This window comes from Aliamphritea hakodatensis, assembly GCF_024347195.1.
GTDB lineage: Bacteria > Pseudomonadota > Gammaproteobacteria > Pseudomonadales > Balneatricaceae > Amphritea > Amphritea hakodatensis.
In genome coordinates this window covers 4,467,983-4,488,267 of record NZ_AP025281.1, presented here as the reverse complement: position 1 = coordinate 4,488,267, position 20,285 = coordinate 4,467,983, and the positions used below count along the sequence as shown (strand labels likewise).

Below are 20,285 nucleotides of genomic sequence, written 5' to 3'. Positions count from 1 at the left end.
AATGGCTTTAAATGTTGATCAGGAAATACTGGAAGATTTTTTGGTAGAAGCGGGGGAAATCCTTGAGCTTCTGTCTGAACAGTTAGTTGATCTCGAGCAGAATCCGAAAGACCGGGAGTTGCTGAATGCGATCTTCCGTGGTTTCCATACCGTTAAAGGTGGCGCCGGATTCTTACAGCTTGAGCCTATGGTTGACTGCTGTCACAGTGCGGAAAATCTTTTCGACATGCTGCGTAATGATGACTTAGAAGTCTCCGCGGCCTTGATGGACGTTGTATTACAGGCCCTCGATACTGTAAATGCAATGTTTGAAGATGTTCGCGGCGGAGAAAATCCGGAACCGGCACCTGCTGATCTGATTGCCCGGCTTGACGCTCTGGCTGCTGGGCAGAGCGTTGCAGTGGATGCGCCGGCACCGGCGGCTGCGGCTGAACCGGCGGCTGATCTGGGCGCGCAGTTTAATGAAATGGTTTCCGGTATGTCGGCAGCCGAAGACGCACCTGCTGCGGCTGGATCTGATCTGATTACCGAAGATGAATTTGAGTCATTGCTTGATGATTTGCACGGCAGTGGCGCACCGGGTGTTACCTCTGCTGCAAGGCCGCAAAGTGACCTGATCACTGAAGATGAATTCGATTCCCTGATGGATGAGCTTCACGGGCCTTCAGGAGCACCGGGTGCAAGCCCTGCTGCAGCGGCTACCAGTTCTATGGCTGATTCTGAGTTCGACCAGTTACTGGATCAGGCTGTTAAGCAAGCAACGGCTGCGCCGGCAGCAGCCCCGGCAGTGGAACCAGCCAAAGCGGAAACCCCTGCATCAGCCCGTACTGCTCAGGATGATCTGATCACCGAACAGGAATTTGAAAACCTGCTGGATGATCTTCAGTCAAAAGGACAGGGAGCATTTACCGATACACCTAAGCCTGAGCCTAAGCCGGTGGCGGCGAAAGCGACGCCGGCAAAAGCCGCGGATGCAAAGAAAGCGAATGTTGAGACCAATGTTCGCGTTGATACCCGCCTGCTCGATCAGATCATGAACATGGTTGGTGAGCTGGTATTGGTTCGTAACCGTTTGGTACGTCTGGGCGCTGATAACGAAGACTCCGAGCTGACTAAAGCGCTGGCTTCACTGGATATGGTGACCGGTGATTTACAAATGTCGGTGATGAAAACCCGTATGCAGCCGGTGAAGAAGGTCTTTGGTCGCTTCCCGCGTCTGGTACGTGACTTGTCCCGTCAGTTGAATAAAGAAGTACGACTGGAATTGCGCGGTGAAGATACCGATCTGGATAAAAACCTGGTAGAAGCACTGGCGGACCCGCTGATTCACCTTGTGCGCAACTCGATTGACCACGGTATTGAAATGCCGGATGAGCGGGTTAACCGTGAGAAGCCGCGTGAAGGTAGCGTACTGCTTTCTGCGGAGCAGGAAGGTGATCATATTCTGCTGGTTATCGAAGATGACGGTGCCGGTATGGATCCAAACAAGCTGCGTCGTCTTGCGGTTGAGCGGGGGATGCTGGATGTTGAAGCGGCCAATCGCCTGAGCGATCAGGAATGTTTCAATCTGATTTTTGCAGCCGGTTTCTCAACTAAAGAAGAAATATCTGACGTATCCGGCCGCGGTGTCGGTATGGACGTGGTTAAAACCAAGATTTCTCAGCTTAACGGTAAGCTGGAAATTGATTCCACGCTGGGTGAAGGCACCCGGATTGAAATTCAGGTACCGCTGACACTGGCAATCATGCCGACACTGATGGTGCTGCTGGAAGATCAGGCGTTCGCATTACCGCTGGTGAATGTGAATGAAATCTTCAGTCTGGATCTGACTCAGATTAACGTGGTTGATGGTCAGCAGGCGATTGTAGTGCGTGACCGCGCATTGCCGCTGTTCCATCTTAAGCGCTGGCTGGTTGACGGACACCAGGGCGATCAGTTGCCGGATCAGGGCCATGTGGTTATTGCCAATGTCGGTACTGTTCAGGTGGCATTTGTTGTTGATCAGCTGGTGGGTCAGGAAGAGGTTGTTATTAAACCGTTAGGCAGTGTTCTGTATGGAACGCCGGGTCTTTCAGGTGTAACGATCACCGGTGACGGCCGCATTGCGCTGATCATTGATATCCCTAACTTACTTAAGCATTATGCGTCTTAAATGAGTTATGCCATGCCTTCCTGGGCATGGCTCTCTGTATCATTTGTCGCCGGAGGAATGGATGGCGGTTAGGGTTCTTGTTGTTGATGATTCTGTTTTCTTTCGTAACCGCATTAGCCAGATTTTGCGCCAGGACCGGCGTATACAGATTGTAGGTACGGCTAAAAATGGCCGTGAGGCCATTCAGCAGGCGGTACAGCTGAATCCTGATGTGGTGACGATGGATGTGGAAATGCCGGTTTTAAATGGCATTGAAGCGGTTAAGGGCATTATGAAGGATGCGCCCTGTCAGATCCTGATGTTATCTTCTCTTACCCGTCGAAGTGCACGGGTAACACTTGAGGCGCTGGATGCCGGTGCCGCTGACTATCTGGAAAAAGACGCCAAACTCTGGATTGAGAAAGAAAGCGACGTTTCTGCTCAGGTGGTTGAAAAAGTACTGGCGCTGGGTAACCGGCACCGTTCTCATCCGCCCCGCCGGGCAACATCGTTAAGCAGCCGCGCCGATTCTGCACCTGTTGCACGGTCACCGGGTCTGGCACGGCCTGCGGCAACGGCTTCAAGAACAGCAACTGCTTCACCCGGTACGGCACCTGCTGCAGCTTCAGCTGCGCCGTCTCCTGCCGCACCGGCAGCCGGCGGTCACGATTCTGTTAATCGGGTTGCCTTTCCTGCCTGTAAAGTGGTGGTTATCGGATCATCAACCGGCGGTCCTGCTGCGTTGCAGGACATACTGCCCTCAATTCCGGCCAGTTTCCCTTATCCGATATTGCTGGTGCAGCATATGCCGAAGACCTTTACGTCGGTATTTGCCCAGCGTTTAAACGGAATCTGTCAGATTAATATTAAAGAAGCCGAAGACGGCGACGTACTGAAACCGGGGCATGCTTATCTCGCACCGGGTGGCAGCCAGATGATTTTTGAGCCCGGCCGGGGAGACCGGGTTAAAGTATTCCCAAGTGATGAACGGGTAACGTATAAGCCAAGCGTTGATGTCACTTTTGCATCAGCGGCAAAGATTCACAGTAAACATGTGCTAGGGATCGTGCTGACCGGCATGGGAGCTGACGGTGCTGAAGGGGCTAAGCTGCTGAAGCAGGCAGGCAGCCACATCTGGGCGCAGGATCAGTCTACCTGTACAATTTTTGGTATGCCTAAGGCCGTGATCAATGCCGGTGTTGCGGATCACATCCTGAAACTGAATGATATCGGACAGCTGTTGAAGAACAAGGGAGGGCGTTGATGGATCTGGTCAGCATTGGCGGGTTAGTCCTGGCGCTGTTAGCCGTTATTGGCGGAAATTATTTAGACGGCGGCCATCTGGATCAGCTTATAAATATTCCGGCGGCGCTTATTGTCATTGGTGGAACATTTGCCGCGTCACTGGTGCAGTCACCCAGTGAGGATTTTAAGCGGGGCATGTTTTTGCTGGGCTGGGCATTTGGCAAAAATAAACTGGATTTTGAACATGGTATCAGCCAGATCGTTGGCTGGTGTGCCACGGCCCGCCGTAAAGGCTTGCTGGGGCTTGAAGGAGAAATTGATCAGCAGGCTGATCCGTTTATTCAGTCCGGGCTGCAGTTGCTGGTGGATGGCCGGTCGGTGGATGTTATCCGTTCCTCTCTTGAAGCGGAGCTGGTGACCCGGGAATACCGTGATATTCAGGGCGCCAAGGTCATTGAAGGTATGGGGGGATACGCTCCCACGCTGGGAATTATAGGGGCTGTGCTGGGGCTTATTCACGTGATGTCTAATCTGGACAGCCCGGATGAACTGGGTGCCGGGATTGCGACAGCTTTTGTGGCAACTGTCTACGGTGTGGGTATTGCTAACCTTTTCTTCCTGCCGGTTGCCAATAAAATTCGCGCGCTGGTTCAACAGCGGTTTCATTATCAGGAAATGATGCTGGAAGGTCTGCTGTTTATTGCCGAAGGGCAAAGCCCGCGTATTATTCAGCAACGTTTGCAGGGCTACCTCAGCTAACTGTAAGAGGTATCAGATGCCCCGTCGCAGAGTACAGGATGACAGTTCACAGACCGACCGGTGGATAATTTCCTATGCGGATTTTATCACGATTCTGTTTGCCTTCTTTGTCGTGATGTACGCAATCTCATCGGTCAATGAAGAGAAATATAAAGAAATTTCGTCTGCGCTTTCAGGGGTATTCGCAGGCTTTGAGACGGATCAGTTTGAAGGGCCTGCCAATCAGGAGGCGCAGGCCGATTCTATCGGTATCGGTATTTTTGATGGCGGTGAATCAGATTCACACAGCCCGACTGTTAAAATTGTCCCTCCGAAGCCGGAAAACAGCGTTATTCTCGGTGAAATTGCCGATAAAACCCAGTTGCAGTTTAAAAAGCTGATCCGGGACGGACATCTCAAAGTTCAGAGTAATAATCTTTGGGTCGCCATTGAACTTGGGGCGAATCTGGTATTTCCGGAAGGGGGCGCACTGCCACCGATCAGCATTGATCCGTTGTTTGCAGACGTTGCCGAAATACTGAAAGAATATCCAAACCCAATCCATGTTGAAGGTTTCACTGACGATCAGTATATCTCGACCGATGAATTTCCATCTAACTGGGAACTGTCAGCAGCGCGGGCGGCGTCAATTGTGCGCATTTTGGAGCTTAATGGTGTTGAGCCACACCGTATGGCTGCTGTAGGGTTTGGTGAGTATCAGCCGGTGCGCGATAATGGCACTGAAGATGGCCGGCGGATTAATCGCCGGGCGGTTATCGTTGTATCGCGTGACCGCAAAACCCAGCGGGTAGTGGCAGCCTTTGGCAGCCAGCAGGTGAGTGAGGACGCAGTTAGCTCCGTGCTTGTTGAAGACCGGGCGACCCCTGCTGATATGGAACGGGTTGAAACGGAAGACGGTAAAGTAATTTTTAGGCGTAAAGTCCCTCGCAATGAGCTTGAGGTGGACAGGCTGACTCAGCCCGTCACGACGCCGGTGGAGACAGAACAGTAATGCAGATTTTGGCAATCGCAAATCAGAAGGGCGGTGTTGGTAAGACGACAACGGCTGTCGCTTTGGCTGGTTTAATGGCCGATGCAGGAAAACGGGTCTTATTGGTGGATCTGGACCCCCATGGCTCGATGACCAGTTATTTTAAATATGACCCGGATGAGTTGGAAAACAGCGTATATGATCTGTTTATGCAATCGCAGGTCTCGCTTAACCGTGTCGACAATATCCTTATGCCGACCACTGATCCGCAGATCGACCTGATGCCGGCGACGACCGCTCTGGCTACCCTGGAGCGTAAAGCCGTGGGGCAGGAAGGACTGGGGCTGCAGGTGGCGAAAGCGTTACGCTTACTTAAGGACCGTTATGATGTGGTGCTGATCGACAGCCCGCCGGTACTGGGTGTGCTGATGATCAATGCGCTGGCGGCCTGTCAGCACCTGTTGGTGCCGGTGCAGACAGAATATCTGGCACTTAAGGGGCTGGACCGTATGTTGCGCACCATCAACATGGTTAACCGTGCCCGTAAGCGGAAACTTGAATTCACCCTTATCCCGACATTCTATGACCGCTCGGTGGCTTCGTCAGTGAATTGTCTGCGTGAACTGCATCAGCGCTACCCTGAGCAGATGGCCAGTACGGTCGTTCCTGTAGATGCCCGCTTCCGTGTGGCCAGCTCAAAAGGTGTGACACCTTCTGCTTTGGATGACAGCAGTGCCGGTGTACAGGCTTACAGCCGGATTCTGCGCGTGCTTGGAGAGAGGTCAGAAAAATGACAGATACCCCATGGAGCAATCGCCAGCAGCAAATGGTGCAGGAATATCTGGACGCCCTGCTGACCGACCCGGAAGCCGCAGCCGAACAGCCTGAGATGCATACAGAACAGGAGGCTGCAGAGCCGCTTGCTGTTGAAGCGGAGCTGTCTGTGAATGAAACTGCGGCAGAGCCTGAAGCGCCTGCTCTGCTGAACGAAGCAGAAGAGCTTTACCAGGAGACGGCAGAAGTCGCCGTGTTATCTGACGACAACGATTCTGAAGCGCCTGGTGCTGCGTCTGATTCAGCAACGGTCTTGTCAGCAGAAATACCGTTGGCTGAGTATGAAACTGAAGATGATGTGTCTGTTGAGTTTGTGGATCAGGCTGAAGATTTGCTGGCCGGCGAAGAGCAAACGGTGCCTGCTGAAAGTGTGGCTGAGATACAGCCGGAAAGTGAAGAAGCGCTGGACGCAGCGTTGCATGCCATTGAGTCGGTGAAGGCGGCAGAAGAAGCAGAGGCAGAAGCAGAGGCAATCCCTGAATTTGATGCACCTGTTGCTGAGGTTAACAGTGAACAGCCCGCAGCAGAGGAACCTCTTGCGGATTTACCTGAGGATCTGGCTGCTGAAGACGGCATATCTACAATTGATGATCCGATCAGCGTTGCTGCGGAGCTGCTGCATGAAGAGCTGGATCAGTATGATGCTGATCCGTTTGAAGATGCCAGTGGGGCTGAACCGGTAAGCGTCTTACAGGATATCCCGGAAATTGCCACTGGGCCTGAAGCATTGCTGCCGTCTGAAGACTCCGCAGGTAGCTTTGAGGCGTTACTGCCCGATGAAGACTCTGCGGCAGAGATTGCAGCTGAAACAGATATATCAGCATCGGCGGATCTGGATGCCTATGTTGAAGATATTACCAATATGCAGCCAGTGACTGAGCCGCCTCAGGAAGATCATCATGATGATCATGATATAGCGGCTTTGTTATCGCAATTGGCGGAAATTGTATCGGACGATTCGGTGGCCGAAGCGGTGATTCAGAAAATTGAAGAAATTGCCCAGGAATTCTCATCCCATGGTCAGGTTCAGGAGGCATCCGCGCCGGTAACAGAGCCGGAGGCTGCAGAAACTGCCTCTGAAGATATTCTGGACGTTGTCGATGCAGTGGTGAATGAAGAAGAGATCAATTTTGATCTGAGCGATGATTCTCCGGTAATGGCTGAGCAAGACCCTTCAGCCGAGCAAGACCCTTCAGCCGAGCAAGAGCCTTCAGCCGAGCAAGACCCTTCAGTCGAGCAAGACCCTTCAGTCGAGCAAGACCCTTCAGCCGAGCAAGACCCTTTATCAGAAGATGACCTGGCGGCAGAGTTTGCTGCGGCAATGGCGGCCGAAGCAGATATGGATGCCATGGGTACTGAAATGCCTGCTGAAGAGCTTGTCGTGAATGAAGAGGCATCCGATATTGAGTTTCCTGCTGAACTGGAAGAGAGCGCACAGGAACTTGCGCCGGCACCGGAAGTGGCGGATACCACGCCGGCTGAAGACATGCAGTGCATCATTGTGGAAATGCATGGCCTGATGTTAGCAATGCCGCTGGAACATGTGCTGGAGCCACGGCACATTGCTGATATGTCATTTGTCCTTGATGATCAGTACGACTGGGTACTGGGCAGTTTCCTGGATCTGAACTTTAAGATTGATGTCGTGGATACAGCAATGTGGCTGATTCCGGAGACCTATGAGCCACATAATGCCACCTATGATGAGATTCTGTTGTTACAGGGTAAGCCCTGGGCACTGACCTACGACAGGATGGTGACCGCGCAGATTATCAGTATGGATGAGGTAACGTTAAATACAGATAAGAGCCGCCGTCCGTGGCTGCTGGGTACCAGCATGGCGCATAAGTGTGCGATTGTTGATATTCCGGCCTTGTGTAAACAGCTGGAAGAGGCGTTATAATAGCTTCCCTGGTTGATTCGGAAGAGTGATGAACGCAATGATATGGATAGGATTCACAGTGGTCGCTTTGTTGGCTGTTGTTGCAACTGTTTACAGTTTACGCGCTCATCGTCAGCTTCAGCAGCATCAGCGCCAGTATGAGGCGCTGATCAACGTATTACGCAATGAGATACAGGCCATGACCAGCAGCTCCATCGGCATGGGGCACCGGCTGGTTGATATAGAAAGCCGTCTGAATATTACCGCAGAGAAACAGCAGGAGCTGGCTAACCGAGATCCCGGCGTACTGGCGTACAATCAGGCAGCACGTTTGATGGAGATGGGCGCCGACGTTGATGACTTGGTGCAGAATTGCGGCATTGGCCGTCCGGAGGCGGAATTAATGGCCTTGCTGCACAAAGAAGTTGCGGCACCACAGGTACGTGGCCGGCGCTGATTTATGGCTTCGCCGGGTTCTTTTTAAGGTTGTAGGTGAAGGCGATTATCTCGGCGATGGCGCGGTACAGGCTTTCCGGAATTTCGTCCCCCAGTTCCAGTCTCAGAAGTACTTCAACCAGTTCAGGGCTTTCGTGAATGTGAACGTCATGCTCATTTGCCAGAGCAATGATTTGTTCAGCAATGACCCCCCGGCCTTTGGCGACCAGTTTAGGCGCTGAGGCGTGATCATAATTCAGCGCAATGGCTTTCTGATTCAGTGATGGTTGCTTGGCCGTTTCTTTCGTCATATCCGCCTCAGGTGCTGATATCAATGAGTTGCTGTACCTGATTCTTTGCCGTCGGTGTTTTTCCGGTATGGCAGTTCAGGTTGCTGATGATAAATCCCTGTTCCTGTAAATGCTGATTAAAGCCGCTGAGCTTGTCGTTAAGTAAGCGGGTCGTTGAAGCGTGGCTGCACCAGAACTGCGCGGTGACTTCGTTATCCTGTTGTAACAGCACCTCTGCATCAATGGTACCCTGTTGTTCAAGGTCAAAATGCAGGCGTACTTTCCAGCTGCTCTGCCATTCCTGCTCACTGTCTTCCCGGCGGTATTCACTGATTTTCAGTTCGACATTATCCAGTTGCTGGCCCTGACGGACGGGAAGGTCGAGGGTAAAGACCCGCTCCAGACTGCCGTCCGGGTTGGTACGGTTTTGTTGCAAGCTTTCAAGCTGGTTCTGAGTGACCCGGTTAAGCAATGATTTAATCAGATCCAGCATTTGTTGACGGGGCTGTTCTGGCAGGCTGTCTGCCGCATTCAGCAGTTGTCCCAGCTGCGCTTTCAGATCCTGGGTCAGGGGCTTATTATTCAGCAACTGCCTTTCGCTGAACAGGCCGCCATCCTGAAGATTACGCTGCACCGTCTGGCTGGCCTCTTTTCCCCCTTCAGCCGGCACGCTGTAGAGGCTGATAAGGGAAGATACCAGCCGGTTCAGATTGCTGTTTTCCGGCTTATTATTCTGTTTGCCAATGCTGTCTAGCTGATTCAGCACATTCGCGAGTGGCTGCTGGTTTGGTAATACTTCCCGCAGGGTTTCACTGATTACCTTCTGGGTATCTTTACTCTGAACATCCGGGGTTATCGGTTGCAGCAGGGCCTGAGTGCCTGCTGTTCTCAGCAGAACCGCTTTGTCTGTGACGCTGACCGGTACGGGGCTTTGTAAGGCGAGGCTCTGATTGTTCAGTTTCACCTGCAGGGTCTGGCTGCCGCTGGTCTGCTGGGTTGCCTGTTCAACAGTGACGATGACCGGACGCTGAATGGGCAGTTGCTTGCTTAATGCGGCCCCGGCTTGTGTCAGTAGCTGAACCGGCTGCGGAGCAGAGGGCTGGCTGGCAGGCTGAGGCTGTCCGGAAAGACCCGGTGAAGCTGCTGTGGGCCGCCCGCCCGGTATCGCCTGGCTGGTTTGCGTAGCTGCCGGCGCCTGACCGGAAGGTACCTGAATGGTTGCTGCCGGGGCCGGTGGTGCCGCCGTACCGCCGGTCTGGCTGGCAGAAGATGGCTGCGTTTGCGGAGCCTGTGGTGCGGCATTGCCGGTTGCACCGCCTTGCTGTAGGGCTGTCTGCTGGGGAGTGGCCTGCTGCGCAGTCGGAGCTGTTGATTGTCCGGCTGGGGAGGCGGTGTTTTGTAGCGGGACAGTGGCAGACGGTGGTGTATTGCCAGATGTGGCGGGGCTGCCAGTCTGAGTGGTGACCGTGCCTGAGGGCGTTTGCGGAATAACCTGTATCGACTGGCCTGCTATCGGGCGGTTGATTGTCAGCGGCGCAGGTTGTGGCTGTCCGAGATTTATCTGCAGCGGAGCGTTACGCGGCGTTGCTGAAGTTTGCGACGGGTTTGGGGCAGTGCTGCCAGTACCTGATGTCGCCTGCGACGGTGCCTGATTTGCTCTGCTGTTTTGCTCTGTTTGTGTATTCGCCTGTGTTCTGGGGGGCTGCTGCTGTAATATATCGAGTAAAAGGTTACCGTCCGCTGTACGGGTTATCAGCGCCTGTGCCTGAGCCGTTAACGTCTGGCCCGGCTGTTGCTGGGTTTTCAGCTGGTATTGCTGACTTCCCAGCTGGATGACCAGTGCAGTGGTTGCGGGCTGACCTGACTGGTTGCTTTGTGAGCTGCTGGTGGATACTTGTCTGATTGTTACCGGGGTGGGTTTATCCACGGTCAGTGCACGGGCCAGCTCCTGCGTTGTCCGCGGGGAGCCTGCATTGCCAGCAGAGTTCTGAATACTGGAAGGCGGTAACATATGTGGTTGCCTCACGGAGCTTTGATGTAGCGCAGTAGTTTTGCCGCAACTGTGCACTTCACAGAGTTATTTTGTATATAATGCCTTGCTTTCGGCGGATACTGAAAAAATTATAGGGTTTGTCCGCTTTAACCGTGAAAAAAATGTCTGTGAAATTCAGGCTGAGCTGAGGTTTTTAGATTGGCAGTTGAACCGCTTCGGGTCGATAATCTGTTTTGTGAACGGGACGAAAGAGTACTGTTCGAAGGCCTCAGTTTTTCTGTTTCAGCCGGCGATGTTGTCCGCATAGAGGGACAGAACGGCAGTGGCAAAACGACGCTGCTGCGAATGCTGACGGGATTGTCCAATCATTACGAAGGGGATATTTACTGGGGTGGCCAACTGCTGGCTGAATGCGCCGATGAATATCGCCAGAACCTGCTGTATTTTGGCCATCAGGCGGGTGTGAAAGCATTGTTGTCGCCGTTGGAAAACCTTCACTGGTATGCATCCATGCAGCCTCATATCAACGTTGAGAAACTCGACTGGGCCCTGCAGCAGGTAGGCCTGCGTGGTTTTGAAGATGTGCCGTGTCATACCCTCTCCGCCGGTCAGAACCGCCGCGTGAGCCTTGCCCGTCTTTATCTCAGTTCAGCTCCGGTATGGATTCTTGATGAGCCTTTTACTGCAATCGACAAACAGGGTGTGGCTACACTCGAAGCGCTGATTGCTGATCACGCCGCCGGTGGCGGTATGGTTATTCTGACCACGCATCATGAACTGGCGATGGCCGGAACCCTGCGAAAAGTTAATCTCGATCAATTAGCTTGCGGCGGGAGAGTTGTATAATGAGTGTGCACCTTAAGCAAGTGGCCGGGATGTTCAGAACCGCTTCCGGAACTCTGGTTGGAAGACAGGAGTCGGATGTATGAGTGAAGGCAGGGCTGGTGAAATGTTCTTTTGGGGTGTGCTGAAGCGGGATCTGTTATTATCCTTCCGCCGGAAAAGTGATCTGGTTAATCCGCTGATCTTTTTCCTGATGGTTGCGAGCCTGTTCCCACTGGGTGTCAGCCCTGAGCCAACCTTTCTGGCGGAAGTTGCTCCCGGGGTTATCTGGGTGGCTGCTTTACTGGCAACGCTGTTATCTCTGGACGGGCTGTTTCGTTCAGACTTTGAAGACGGCACGCTGGAACAGACGCTGTTAAGCCCGCAGCCGCTGTTTCTGGTCGTACTGGCCAAGGTGTTTGCGCACTGGATGATGACCGGGCTGGCGCTGACTCTGCTGTCACCCTTGCTGGCGGTGATGCTGTTTCTTCCGGCTGAAGGCATGTGGGGGCTGATGGCCAGCCTGTTACTGGGCACGCCTACCCTGAGTCTGATAGGGGCGATAGGGGCGGCACTGACCGTAGGGTTACGAAAAGGGGGAGTACTGATTTCATTACTGGTACTTCCGCTGTATATTCCGGTGCTGATTTTTGGTACTGGCGCTGCGCAGGCAGCAATTACAGGTTTGCCGATCGCCGGTTTCCTGGCATTACTGGGGGCGATTTTAGTCTTGGGGCTGGTATTGGCACCGTTTGCTATTGCCGCCGCATTAAGAATCAGTGCCAGTAGTTAACTGGCTTTATTAACAGACTGTTAAACAGTTAAGTAGTTGTAATATGGCAGAAAAAAAGTGGATGCCGCGGTGGTTCTACCAGTTGGCTTCTCCCCGATGGTGTTATGACATTACTGGCAAACTGTTACCGTTGTTTGCCTGGACAGCGGTGTTGCTGCTATTGGGCGGTACTGCCTGGGCGCTGGCGTTTGCGCCGGCTGATTACCAGCAGGGTAACAGTTTCAGAATCATTTATATTCATGTGCCTTCAGCCATTCTGGCTCAGTCCTGCTACATGCTGATGGCCATTGCAGGTGCAGTCGGACTTATCTGGAAAATGAAAGTCGCAGACATGGTCGCCAAATGCTGTGCGCCAATCGGTGCTTCGATTGCAGTACTGGCGCTGGCAACAGGTGCGATCTGGGGTAAACCTACCTGGGGAGCATGGTGGGTCTGGGATGCCCGGCTGACGTCTATGCTTATCCTGTTATTTCTGTATTTCGGTGTGATGGCCCTGAACTCTGCGATTGAAAATAAGACAACTGCCGCGCAGTCGACCGCGGTCTTATCTCTGGTTGGTTTGGTGAACATCCCGATCATTAAGTATTCGGTTGAATGGTGGAATACCTTGCACCAGCCGGCAACCTTTACTCTGACCGAAAAGCCGGCAATGCCTGTTGAGATGTGGATGCCGCTGCTGATTATGGTGTTGGGGTTCTATTGTTTCTTTGCGGTGGCAATGATGTTGCGGCTGCGTAATGAGATTGTCAGCCGGGAGCGTCGCAGTGGCTGGGTGCGGGATATGATCCAGACACAATTTCGTTAAATTTACCGGAACTATTAGTAAGAGCACGGGCCAAACGAGCAGGCCAGTGTGAGTGAGGTGGTTGTGGGTTTCGAGAGTATTACTGATTTTCTGGCAATGGGCGGTCACGGACTGTATGTCTGGCTGAGCTACGCCATTGCCCTGGTTGTTGTGGTGCTGAATCTTATGGCTCCGCTGCGTACCAAAAAACAGATTCATAAAGAGCAGGCACGTCGTCTGCGCCGGGAGCAAAGCCAAATATGACCCCTAAGCGTAAACAGCGATTGTATATCGTTTTATCTATTGTAATCGGCGCAGCAGTGGCTGTTGGCCTGGTAATGTACGCGCTGAGCCAGAATATTAATCTGTTTTATTCCCCGGCGGATATCGCTGCGGGTAAAGCGCCTGTTGAGACCCGTATCCGTGCAGGTGGCATGGTTGTTGAGGGCAGTGTAAAGCGCGATCCGCAAAGTCTGCGGGTAGAGTTTGGCCTGACGGATTATGTCAGCACCGTGAATGTTGTTTATGACGGCATCCTTCCTGATCTGTTCCGTGAGGGGCAGGGGATTGTCGCTCAGGGTGAGATGAACGAAGCCGGTCAGCTGATGGCCGTGGAAGTGCTTGCCAAGCATGATGAGAATTATATGCCGCCGGAAGTGGCGGAAGCACTGGAAAAGGCCGGAAAAATGCCTGAGCAGTTACGTGCAAAAGAGGCATACGCAGAATGATTCCTGAATTTGGCCAGTACGCCCTGATTTTATCCCTCTGCCTGAGCTTTTTGCTGGCATTTATCCCGCTGATCGGTGCGGAAACGAATAACCCTTTGTGGATGTCCTATGCGCGCCCACTGGCAACGGCTAAGTTCCTGTTTCTGTTTATTGCTCTGCTGTGCCTTGGGTATGCCTTTGTGGTCGATGATTTCTCGGTCGCTTATGTGGCAAGTAATTCCAATACCGCGTTGCCGATTTATTACAAAATAAGCGCAATCTGGGGCGGACACGAAGGGTCGCTGCTGTTATGGATTGTCATTCTGGGCGGCTGGACCCTTGCTGTTGCTGTGCGCAGCGATAACCTGCCTCCGGCCATTGTAGCCCGGGTTCTGGCGGTGATGGGGATGATCGGTGTTGGTTTCCTGCTGTTTATTATTCTTACGTCGAATCCGTTTGACCGGCATTTACCGGTCTTTCCTCAGGAGGGTGGGGATCTTAACCCGCTGCTGCAGGATATCGGTCTGATTATTCATCCTCCGTTACTGTATATGGGGTATGTGGGTTTCTCTGTGGCTTTTGCGTTTGCGATTGCTGCATTACTGAGCGGCCAGTTAGATGCTGCCTGGGCACGCTGGTCCCGCCCGTGGACAAACATTGCATGGGCATTCCTGACACTGGGAATTGGTCTGGGAAGCTGGTGGGCATACTACGAACTTGGCTGGGGCGGCTGGTGGTTCTGGGACCCGGTTGAAAACGCATCCTTTATGCCATGGCTGATCGGTACTGCGCTGGTGCATTCCCTTGCCGTTACTGAAAAACGCGGGGTGTTTAAGAGTTGGACAGTATTGCTGGCGATCTTTGCGTTCTCCTTAAGCTTGCTGGGAACCTTCCTGGTGCGTTCCGGGGTGCTGACATCCGTACACGCATTTGCATCAGACCCGGCCCGTGGTTATTTCATTCTGGTCTTGCTGGCCATCTCTGTGGGCGGTTCTCTGGTCCTGTATGCCTGGAAAGCGGCACATGTGAAAAGTGAGTCCAGTTTCAGCCTGGTATCCCGTGAAACGCTGTTGCTGATCAATAATATTCTGCTGGTGATTGCCACCATGACCGTGTTGCTGGGTACCATTTATCCGCTGATTGTTGATGCGCTGGGCCTGGGCAAAATCTCGGTGGGACCGCCGTACTTTAATGCCCTGTTTATTCCTCTGGTCCTGTTGATGGCGGGTTTTCTTGGCATTGGGATTATGGCGCGCTGGCGTCAGACCAGTATCGAGCTGCTGGCCCGTCAGCTATGGAAGCCTGCGATATTAAGTATTGTCGCCGGTGTGGTTGCCCAGTGGCTTTATGCCGGTGAATTCAACTTTCAGGTTGTCGGGATCATGGTGCTGGTGTTCTGGCTGGCATTTACCGGGCTGCAGGATATGTATAAGCGGGCCTCAGCAAAATCCGGTTTGTGGAAGGGCATGCGCGGTTTCTCCCGCAGCTATGTTGGCATGATGCTGGCGCATATTGGTGTGGCGGTGACAATTGTCGGTGCCGTGATGGTCTCTATCTATAATGAAGAGCGTGATCTGCGGATGGCGCCTGGCGACCGGATAACCTTTGGCCAGTATGAGTTTATTTTTGATGGTGCCCGCAAGGTCGAAGGGCCGAATTACCGTTCTGATCAGGGGGTTATCCGGATCCTGCAGGACGGTGAGCCCTATACACAGCTGTTACCTGAAAAGCGGTTATATAATGCCCGTGGTAACGTGATGACAGAAGCCGCTATCGATCCTGGCTTCACCCGCGACCTGTACGTCGCTTTGGGAGAGCCGCTAGAGGGCGGTGCCTGGGCGGTCCGGGTACAGCATAAGCCTTTTGTTCGCTGGTTGTGGCTGGGCGGCTTGCTGATGTCACTGGGCGGTATCCTGGCGGCGATGGATAAGCGCTACAGCCGACAGGCAAAACGTGAACTGGCTCGCCGTCAGGCTGCCTGAAGACCATTAATAGGATACTGTGATGCGCCGCATTTTAGTTTTACTGCCACTGTTAATTTTTGTCGGGCTGGCCATTTTCCTCTGGCGGGGAATTGGTCAGGACACCACGACAATCCCTTCGCCGTTGCTGGGTAAGCCTGTTCCTGAGTTTTCACTGACGTCGCTGTATGACGAGAATCAGATGATGTCCTCTGCTGACTTCACCGGCCCGGCGCTGATTAATGTTTGGGCGACCTGGTGCCCTACCTGTAAGCAGGAGCATTCTCAGCTGAACCGTATTGCCCGTGATGAAGGGGTAACGATCTACGGCATTAACTATAAAGACGACCGCATCAAAGCTCAGGAGTGGCTGGATAAATATCTGGACCCGTATGCGAAGAATGTTTTTGATCCCAATGGCCGTTTAGGTCTGGATCTGGGGGTGTATGGTGCCCCGGAGACTTACCTTATCGATGCTCAGGGGATCATTCGTTACAAGCATATCGGTGAAGTGAATGAAAGGGTCTGGCAGACGCTGAAGGCGAAAATGCAGGCTCTGGAGGGGGGGGCATGAGAATGACCCTGCGAGCATGTTTTATAGGTTTGTTAGTGCTTCTTAGCCAGACTGGCTATGCGGCTATTGATACCTATGAGTTCAGAGATGAACTTACCCGGGAGCGTTTTCAGGCTTTGAGTGCTGAATTGCGTTGCCCAAAGTGTCAGAACCAGAATATAGCCGATTCTAATTCACCGATTGCTAAAGACCTCCGTGATGAGCTTTTCCGGATGCTTGACAGTGGTGCCAGTGATACGGCAATTGTTGATTTTATGGTGACCCGTTACGGTGAGTTTGTGCTTTACCGCCCACGGGTCTCCAGTCAGACCTATGTACTCTGGTACGCACCTGTCGGCCTTCTGATCATTGGTGTTGCAGTGGTCATAGCGCTGACACGGCGTAAAAAGACAACCGGTAAGTCTGCCGAAAAAGAAGGCTTATCGGCTCAGGAACAGCAGCGCCTGGATGCGCTTTTAAAACAGGATCAGGATAAAGACGCATGACGAGTTTTTGGTTAGGTATTGCAGCGTTATCAGCGCTGGCAATGTGTTTTGTTCTGCTCCCTTATTTCCGGGCCCGCCGGATGCTCAGTCAGCCGCAGGATGATGCTGTTGACCGTCAGGCCCAGAACGTTGAAATTTACAAAGAGCGCGTCGCCGAGTTGGATGCGGAGCGTGATGCCGGCAATCTGTCGGATGATGACCATGCCGGTCTGAAGCTAGAGCTGGAAAAAAACCTGCTGAATGACGTGGCAGACCTCGAAGCGCTGAACGGTAAGCCTTTGAAACTGAGCACTCAGACACTGGTGACGGCAGTATTGCTGGCGGTGCTGATGCCGGTTTCAGCGATCGCTATTTATGGTGAATACGGTCGCATAGATGATGTCAGGGCAGTGGTTAACGGTGAAGTGGATCCGTTTAACGGCCAGACGCCAAGCATGGATGAGGCCATTGCCGAGCTTGAAGCCCGTTTGCAGGCTGAGCCTGATAAACCGGAAGGTTGGTTCCTGTTAGCGAACAGCTATATGAATATGCAACGGTATGAAGATGCCTCCCGCAGTTTTGAAAAAGTGCTGGAGTTCCTGCCGGAAGATGCACCTCAGTATGCAGGTGTTCAGGGGCAATATGCTCAGGCCCTGTATCTGGCCAATAACAACCGCCTTAATGAACAGATTCGTGGCATTCTTGATGACATTCTGGCCCGTGAGCCCTATGAAGTCACCGCGCTTGGATTACTGGGCATTGACGCTTATGAAAACGGACAGTTCCGGGAAGCGCTGAGCTTCTGGCGCCGTGCGTATGACAATGCAGAGCCTGTTCAGCAGGAATCGCTGCGCAGCGGTATCGAGTCAGCCCGTCAGGCGCTGATCGAACAGGGTGAAAGCGTACCTGAGTTGCCAGAACTGAAAACCGCATCTCTGAGTATCAATGTTTCAATCAGACCTGAGATTGCTGAAACTGTCAGCCCGGACAGCCCGGTATTTATTTTTGCCCGCCCGGTTGGTGGCCGGGTGCCGCTTGCTGCTGTGCGTCTGACTGTCGCGGATTTACCGGCGAATGTTATTCTGGATGACAGCCTGGCGATGCAGCCCCAGATGACGCTCTCTTCTGTGGATGAAGTTGAGATAATTGCACGGGTATCTTCCAGCGGTGAACTGCGTCCTCAGGCCGGTGACCTGACCGGAACCATTTCACCGGTTGCTGTTCAGCAACAAGTTGATATATTAGATCTGTCTATCGATCAGATTGTTGAGTAGCCCCTGAGTTTTGCGTGCCGGGTCCTGTATGTATCCGGATTCGGCATGAAATCAGGCCCGGAACATCAAATAAAAAAACGGGTCATACAGATAATGCAGGGTTTTACATCTGTTTTTGTGAAACAAACACTTATCTGGGGATAAGTTGTGTTGCAGGTGTATGTGCTCAGTCATAAAATAGATATAGTTTATACAGTCTATTGTTTTTGCTAAGGGTCAGGTTCTTTGATGGAACTAAGTTTACGTGAATGGTTGATTATTGGCGGTGTGGTCATCATCGCATTAATCATCATCGACGGATGGCGACGTATGCGCAGTAATCGGAATACATTGCGCATGCAGATCGATAAGAGTCTTGTTGATCTTCCCGAAGAATCCCATAACCCTGAGCTGCCTAATGGCGGCTTTCGCGTCATAGATGATGACGCGGAACGCGGGGCAGGTCAGTCGCCGGTATCACTGGCCAGTGAAGTTGAATCTGAGTTACCCTTTGAACCCCTTGAAGAAACCGCAGAAGAACCTTCCGTTCAGCCGGGAGAGCTTGCTTCAGAAGTTAAGTCTGAAGTGGATGACGAAATCCTTGCATGCTCAACAGCGGACACTTCTCAGCAGGAACCGTTTAAGGCAGAAGTAGCCGTACCGGATCAGCCTGTATTTGATGATGATAACCTGTCAGCTCCCCGTATCGTTTCAGAGTCTGATCATTCCTCAGAAGAACCCCAGCTTACCTTTGCTGATATGCCGCAGGAAACTGAGGTTAACTTTGAAAGCCTTAGCGCTGCCCGTTACGCCACTGAATATGAAGAAACTGATGCATCAGTGCCGCAGGAGCGGGCTGATGAAGAAACCGCTGTACCGTTTACCGAAGAACATATTCCTGCAGATGAGCCTTTGTCTTTCAGTGCGACAGAGCAAGCGTTAAGTGATGAACAGATCAGCGTCGCTTTTGGCAGTCTGCCTTCTGCAGATGCTGACAGTCATCAGCCTGCTTTTGAGGCTGACCCTTCTCCTGAATATGTTGAAGATCAGCCCGCTTTTGATGCAAGTGACTTTGCTGAGCGTGACCCTCTGTTTGAGCCTCTTGGCGACGTGGATGACGGATTATCAGATTATGACGGTCTTTCTGATGTAAGGGTTGTCAGCGAGTCTGTCGCGGTTGATTACCCGTATGATCAGGCCGGCAACAATGCTGCAGAAGCGCCTGCTTCAGCTGATACTGATCAGCCTGTTGATGAAGTCAGCATTGAACCTGTTTATGAGTTTGCGAAACCATCTGAAGATGTGGCTGATATTTCTGAGACTGAGTTGACGTCAGAGACCGTGTCTCCAGTATCTGAGCCGCCTGCTGAGCAGTATCAGTATGATGATTTGGATGATGATCTGAGTCAGGGCGCTGAAGAGTTTATGTTCCCGCGGCTCACTGAAGTGGTTGAGGAAGACGACCAGGATAATACGCTGGATTTTGAAAAGCCGATTACTGAGTTATTCGGGCATCCGCCGGTCCATGCTGCCGGTCCCCAGCAGGCAACAATGGATTTGGGGGAACGTGACAGGTTTTCTGTGAACGGTATTCCTGATGCAGCACCTGCTGAGCCGCCTGCACCTGAGTCGCGGTTTGATGCCGTTGATGAGCTGGCTGATGAGGCAATCCGTTATGCGCCGCTGGTGGATGAGAGCCTTTCTGGGCCGTCGGCTGATAGTGGTGCCGGGCAGCGGCAAGAGCCGACGTTTGCTGAGTTCGAACCGGAGCCGATGTTCACCGATCCGCTGGTGGATATGGCTGCTGCGCCTGAAGAATTCTCATCTTCAGACCCTGTAGAGTCGGAGCCTGAGTTTTCTGTACCTGTGACTGCGCCTGTGCCTGCGCCTGCTGAATCTGCAACTCCAAAGCGTGCTGTGCAATCGGTTCCGGATGCGGATAAGGTGTTGGTTATTTCTGTCGTTACCCGGGAAGAGCAGGGCTTCAATGGGCGTAATCTGCTGCAGATCGTTAAAGCCTGTGGGATGCATTTCGGTGAAATGCAGATCTTTAACCGCTATGAAGACGGGATTGATCAGGGCGCTATTCAGTTCAGTATGACCAACGCCATGGAACCCGGCATCTTTGATATCGATAATATGGAAAGCCTGGATACCCGTGGTGTCACCTTCTTTATGTCGATGGAAGAGCCCCGTGACGTGATGAACGCATATGAATGTATGCTGGGCACGGCTGAGGCGGTTGCTAAAAATCTGGGTGGTGAGCTGCTGGATGAAAACCGTTCCAGCATGAGAACCCAGACAAAACAACATTATCGCGAACGCATCCGTGACTTTGAAATGCGTAAACTTAAACCTCAGCTGTAATCGCAGCTGGGGTCCTAATCT

Annotated in this window: 19 protein-coding genes; 17 read left to right on the top strand and 2 right to left on the bottom strand. The window is 52.6% G+C overall.

Going from position 1 to position 20,285, the window contains the following annotated elements:
• Position 1: 1 nt before the first annotated feature.
• The 7 genes from PCI15_RS20345 to PCI15_RS20315 all read left to right on the top strand — a co-directional run bounded on the left by PCI15_RS20345 (position 2) and on the right by PCI15_RS20315 (position 8,278).
• Entirely contained in the window at positions 2 to 2,152 is a 2,151-nt protein-coding gene (locus tag PCI15_RS20345; protein WP_271271748.1) for a chemotaxis protein CheA, read from the top strand.
• A gap of 61 nt (positions 2,153 to 2,213) precedes the next feature.
• The gene (locus tag PCI15_RS20340) at positions 2,214 to 3,395 is read left to right on the top strand and encodes a protein-glutamate methylesterase/protein-glutamine glutaminase (protein ID WP_271271747.1); all 1,182 of its coding nucleotides are present in this window, start codon (positions 2,214 to 2,216) and stop codon (positions 3,393 to 3,395) included.
• Positions 3,395 to 4,135: a flagellar motor protein gene (locus PCI15_RS20335; RefSeq protein WP_271271746.1), complete on the top strand. Its 741-nt coding sequence runs from the start codon at positions 3,395 to 3,397 to the stop codon at positions 4,133 to 4,135. The genes PCI15_RS20340 and PCI15_RS20335 overlap by 1 nt, the downstream gene beginning before the upstream one ends.
• A gap of 16 nt (positions 4,136 to 4,151) precedes the next feature.
• Positions 4,152 to 5,126, top strand: a complete 975-nt coding sequence (locus tag PCI15_RS20330) for a flagellar motor protein MotB (protein WP_271271745.1) — start codon at positions 4,152 to 4,154, stop codon at positions 5,124 to 5,126.
• Positions 5,126 to 5,899 (top strand): ParA family protein, encoded by a 774-nt coding sequence (locus PCI15_RS20325; RefSeq protein WP_271271744.1) that lies wholly within the window; start codon positions 5,126 to 5,128, stop codon positions 5,897 to 5,899. The genes PCI15_RS20330 and PCI15_RS20325 overlap by 1 nt, the downstream gene beginning before the upstream one ends.
• The gene (locus tag PCI15_RS20320; protein WP_271271743.1) at positions 5,896 to 7,842 is read left to right on the top strand and encodes a hypothetical protein; all 1,947 of its coding nucleotides are present in this window, start codon (positions 5,896 to 5,898) and stop codon (positions 7,840 to 7,842) included. The genes PCI15_RS20325 and PCI15_RS20320 overlap by 4 nt, the downstream gene beginning before the upstream one ends.
• A gap of 28 nt (positions 7,843 to 7,870) precedes the next feature.
• Positions 7,871 to 8,278 carry a DUF2802 domain-containing protein gene (locus PCI15_RS20315; RefSeq protein ID WP_271271742.1) on the top strand — a complete coding sequence of 136 codons (408 nt, stop codon included), beginning with the start codon at positions 7,871 to 7,873 and terminating at the stop codon, positions 8,276 to 8,278.
• A gap of 1 nt (position 8,279) precedes the next feature.
• Here PCI15_RS20315 and PCI15_RS20310 read toward each other — a convergent pair whose 3' ends face one another.
• Both PCI15_RS20310 and fliK read right to left on the bottom strand, forming a co-directional pair.
• Positions 8,280 to 8,567, bottom strand: a complete 288-nt coding sequence (locus PCI15_RS20310; protein ID WP_271271741.1) for an EscU/YscU/HrcU family type III secretion system export apparatus switch protein — start codon at positions 8,565 to 8,567, stop codon at positions 8,280 to 8,282.
• A gap of 7 nt (positions 8,568 to 8,574) precedes the next feature.
• Positions 8,575 to 10,557, bottom strand: a complete 1,983-nt coding sequence (gene fliK, locus PCI15_RS20305) for a flagellar hook-length control protein FliK (RefSeq protein WP_271271740.1) — start codon at positions 10,555 to 10,557, stop codon at positions 8,575 to 8,577.
• Positions 10,558 to 10,737: 180 nt separating this feature from the next.
• Between fliK and ccmA the strand changes: the two genes are divergently transcribed.
• From ccmA to zipA, 10 genes are all read left to right on the top strand, one after another.
• A complete protein-coding gene (ccmA, locus tag PCI15_RS20300; RefSeq protein ID WP_271271739.1) occupies positions 10,738 to 11,385 on the top strand; it encodes a cytochrome c biogenesis heme-transporting ATPase CcmA in 648 nt (215 codons plus the stop codon).
• 79 nt (positions 11,386 to 11,464) lie between these two features.
• A complete protein-coding gene (ccmB, locus tag PCI15_RS20295; RefSeq protein ID WP_271271738.1) occupies positions 11,465 to 12,154 on the top strand; it encodes a heme exporter protein CcmB in 690 nt (229 codons plus the stop codon).
• A 43-nt stretch (positions 12,155 to 12,197) separates the two neighbouring features.
• The gene (locus tag PCI15_RS20290; protein ID WP_271271737.1) at positions 12,198 to 12,959 is read left to right on the top strand and encodes a heme ABC transporter permease; all 762 of its coding nucleotides are present in this window, start codon (positions 12,198 to 12,200) and stop codon (positions 12,957 to 12,959) included.
• Positions 12,960 to 13,007: 48 nt separating this feature from the next.
• Positions 13,008 to 13,202, top strand: coding sequence for a heme exporter protein CcmD (gene ccmD, locus PCI15_RS20285; RefSeq protein ID WP_446680447.1), 195 nt, complete (start codon positions 13,008 to 13,010; stop codon positions 13,200 to 13,202).
• Positions 13,199 to 13,666 (top strand): cytochrome c maturation protein CcmE, encoded by a 468-nt coding sequence (gene ccmE, locus PCI15_RS20280; protein WP_271271736.1) that lies wholly within the window; start codon positions 13,199 to 13,201, stop codon positions 13,664 to 13,666. The genes ccmD and ccmE overlap by 4 nt, the downstream gene beginning before the upstream one ends.
• Entirely contained in the window at positions 13,663 to 15,627 is a 1,965-nt protein-coding gene (locus PCI15_RS20275) for a heme lyase CcmF/NrfE family subunit (protein WP_271271735.1), read from the top strand. The genes ccmE and PCI15_RS20275 overlap by 4 nt, the downstream gene beginning before the upstream one ends.
• 22 nt (positions 15,628 to 15,649) lie before the next feature.
• Entirely contained in the window at positions 15,650 to 16,180 is a 531-nt protein-coding gene (locus tag PCI15_RS20270; protein ID WP_271271734.1) for a DsbE family thiol:disulfide interchange protein, read from the top strand.
• A 2-nt stretch (positions 16,181 to 16,182) separates the two neighbouring features.
• Positions 16,183 to 16,665, top strand: a complete 483-nt coding sequence (locus PCI15_RS20265; protein WP_271271733.1) for a cytochrome c-type biogenesis protein — start codon at positions 16,183 to 16,185, stop codon at positions 16,663 to 16,665.
• Positions 16,662 to 17,918, top strand: coding sequence for a c-type cytochrome biogenesis protein CcmI (gene ccmI, locus PCI15_RS20260; protein WP_271271732.1), 1,257 nt, complete (start codon positions 16,662 to 16,664; stop codon positions 17,916 to 17,918). Before PCI15_RS20265 ends, ccmI begins: the two co-directional genes overlap by 4 nt.
• A 228-nt stretch (positions 17,919 to 18,146) precedes the next feature.
• A complete protein-coding gene (gene zipA / locus PCI15_RS20255) occupies positions 18,147 to 20,264 on the top strand; it encodes a cell division protein ZipA (RefSeq protein ID WP_271271731.1) in 2,118 nt (705 codons plus the stop codon).
• The last annotated feature ends 21 nt before the right edge of the window (positions 20,265 to 20,285 follow it).

What these genes read in the sequence shown, in the direction of transcription:
- PCI15_RS20335 (WP_271271746.1), top strand. Translation starts at nt 3,395, where the DNA reads ATGGATCTGGTCAGCATTGGCGGGTTAGTCCTGGCGCTGTTAGCCGTT.
- ccmE (WP_271271736.1), top strand. Translation starts at nt 13,199, where the DNA reads ATGACCCCTAAGCGTAAACAGCGATTGTATATCGTTTTATCTATTGTA.
- PCI15_RS20320 (WP_271271743.1), top strand. Translation starts at nt 5,896, where the DNA reads ATGACAGATACCCCATGGAGCAATCGCCAGCAGCAAATGGTGCAGGAA.
- PCI15_RS20265 (WP_271271733.1), top strand. Translation starts at nt 16,183, where the DNA reads ATGACCCTGCGAGCATGTTTTATAGGTTTGTTAGTGCTTCTTAGCCAG.
- PCI15_RS20325 (WP_271271744.1), top strand. Translation starts at nt 5,126, where the DNA reads ATGCAGATTTTGGCAATCGCAAATCAGAAGGGCGGTGTTGGTAAGACG.
- PCI15_RS20315 (WP_271271742.1), top strand. Translation starts at nt 7,871, where the DNA reads ATGAACGCAATGATATGGATAGGATTCACAGTGGTCGCTTTGTTGGCT.
- zipA (WP_271271731.1), top strand. Translation starts at nt 18,147, where the DNA reads ATGGAACTAAGTTTACGTGAATGGTTGATTATTGGCGGTGTGGTCATC.
- PCI15_RS20345 (WP_271271748.1), top strand. Translation starts at nt 2, where the DNA reads ATGGCTTTAAATGTTGATCAGGAAATACTGGAAGATTTTTTGGTAGAA.
- fliK (WP_271271740.1), bottom strand. Translation starts at nt 10,557, where the DNA reads ATGTTACCGCCTTCCAGTATTCAGAACTCTGCTGGCAATGCAGGCTCC.
- ccmB (WP_271271738.1), top strand. Translation starts at nt 11,465, where the DNA reads ATGAGTGAAGGCAGGGCTGGTGAAATGTTCTTTTGGGGTGTGCTGAAG.
- PCI15_RS20340 (WP_271271747.1), top strand. Translation starts at nt 2,214, where the DNA reads ATGGCGGTTAGGGTTCTTGTTGTTGATGATTCTGTTTTCTTTCGTAAC.
- PCI15_RS20330 (WP_271271745.1), top strand. Translation starts at nt 4,152, where the DNA reads ATGCCCCGTCGCAGAGTACAGGATGACAGTTCACAGACCGACCGGTGG.
- PCI15_RS20310 (WP_271271741.1), bottom strand. Translation starts at nt 8,567, where the DNA reads ATGACGAAAGAAACGGCCAAGCAACCATCACTGAATCAGAAAGCCATT.
- PCI15_RS20290 (WP_271271737.1), top strand. Translation starts at nt 12,198, where the DNA reads ATGGCAGAAAAAAAGTGGATGCCGCGGTGGTTCTACCAGTTGGCTTCT.
- ccmI (WP_271271732.1), top strand. Translation starts at nt 16,662, where the DNA reads ATGACGAGTTTTTGGTTAGGTATTGCAGCGTTATCAGCGCTGGCAATG.
- PCI15_RS20270 (WP_271271734.1), top strand. Translation starts at nt 15,650, where the DNA reads ATGCGCCGCATTTTAGTTTTACTGCCACTGTTAATTTTTGTCGGGCTG.
- PCI15_RS20275 (WP_271271735.1), top strand. Translation starts at nt 13,663, where the DNA reads ATGATTCCTGAATTTGGCCAGTACGCCCTGATTTTATCCCTCTGCCTG.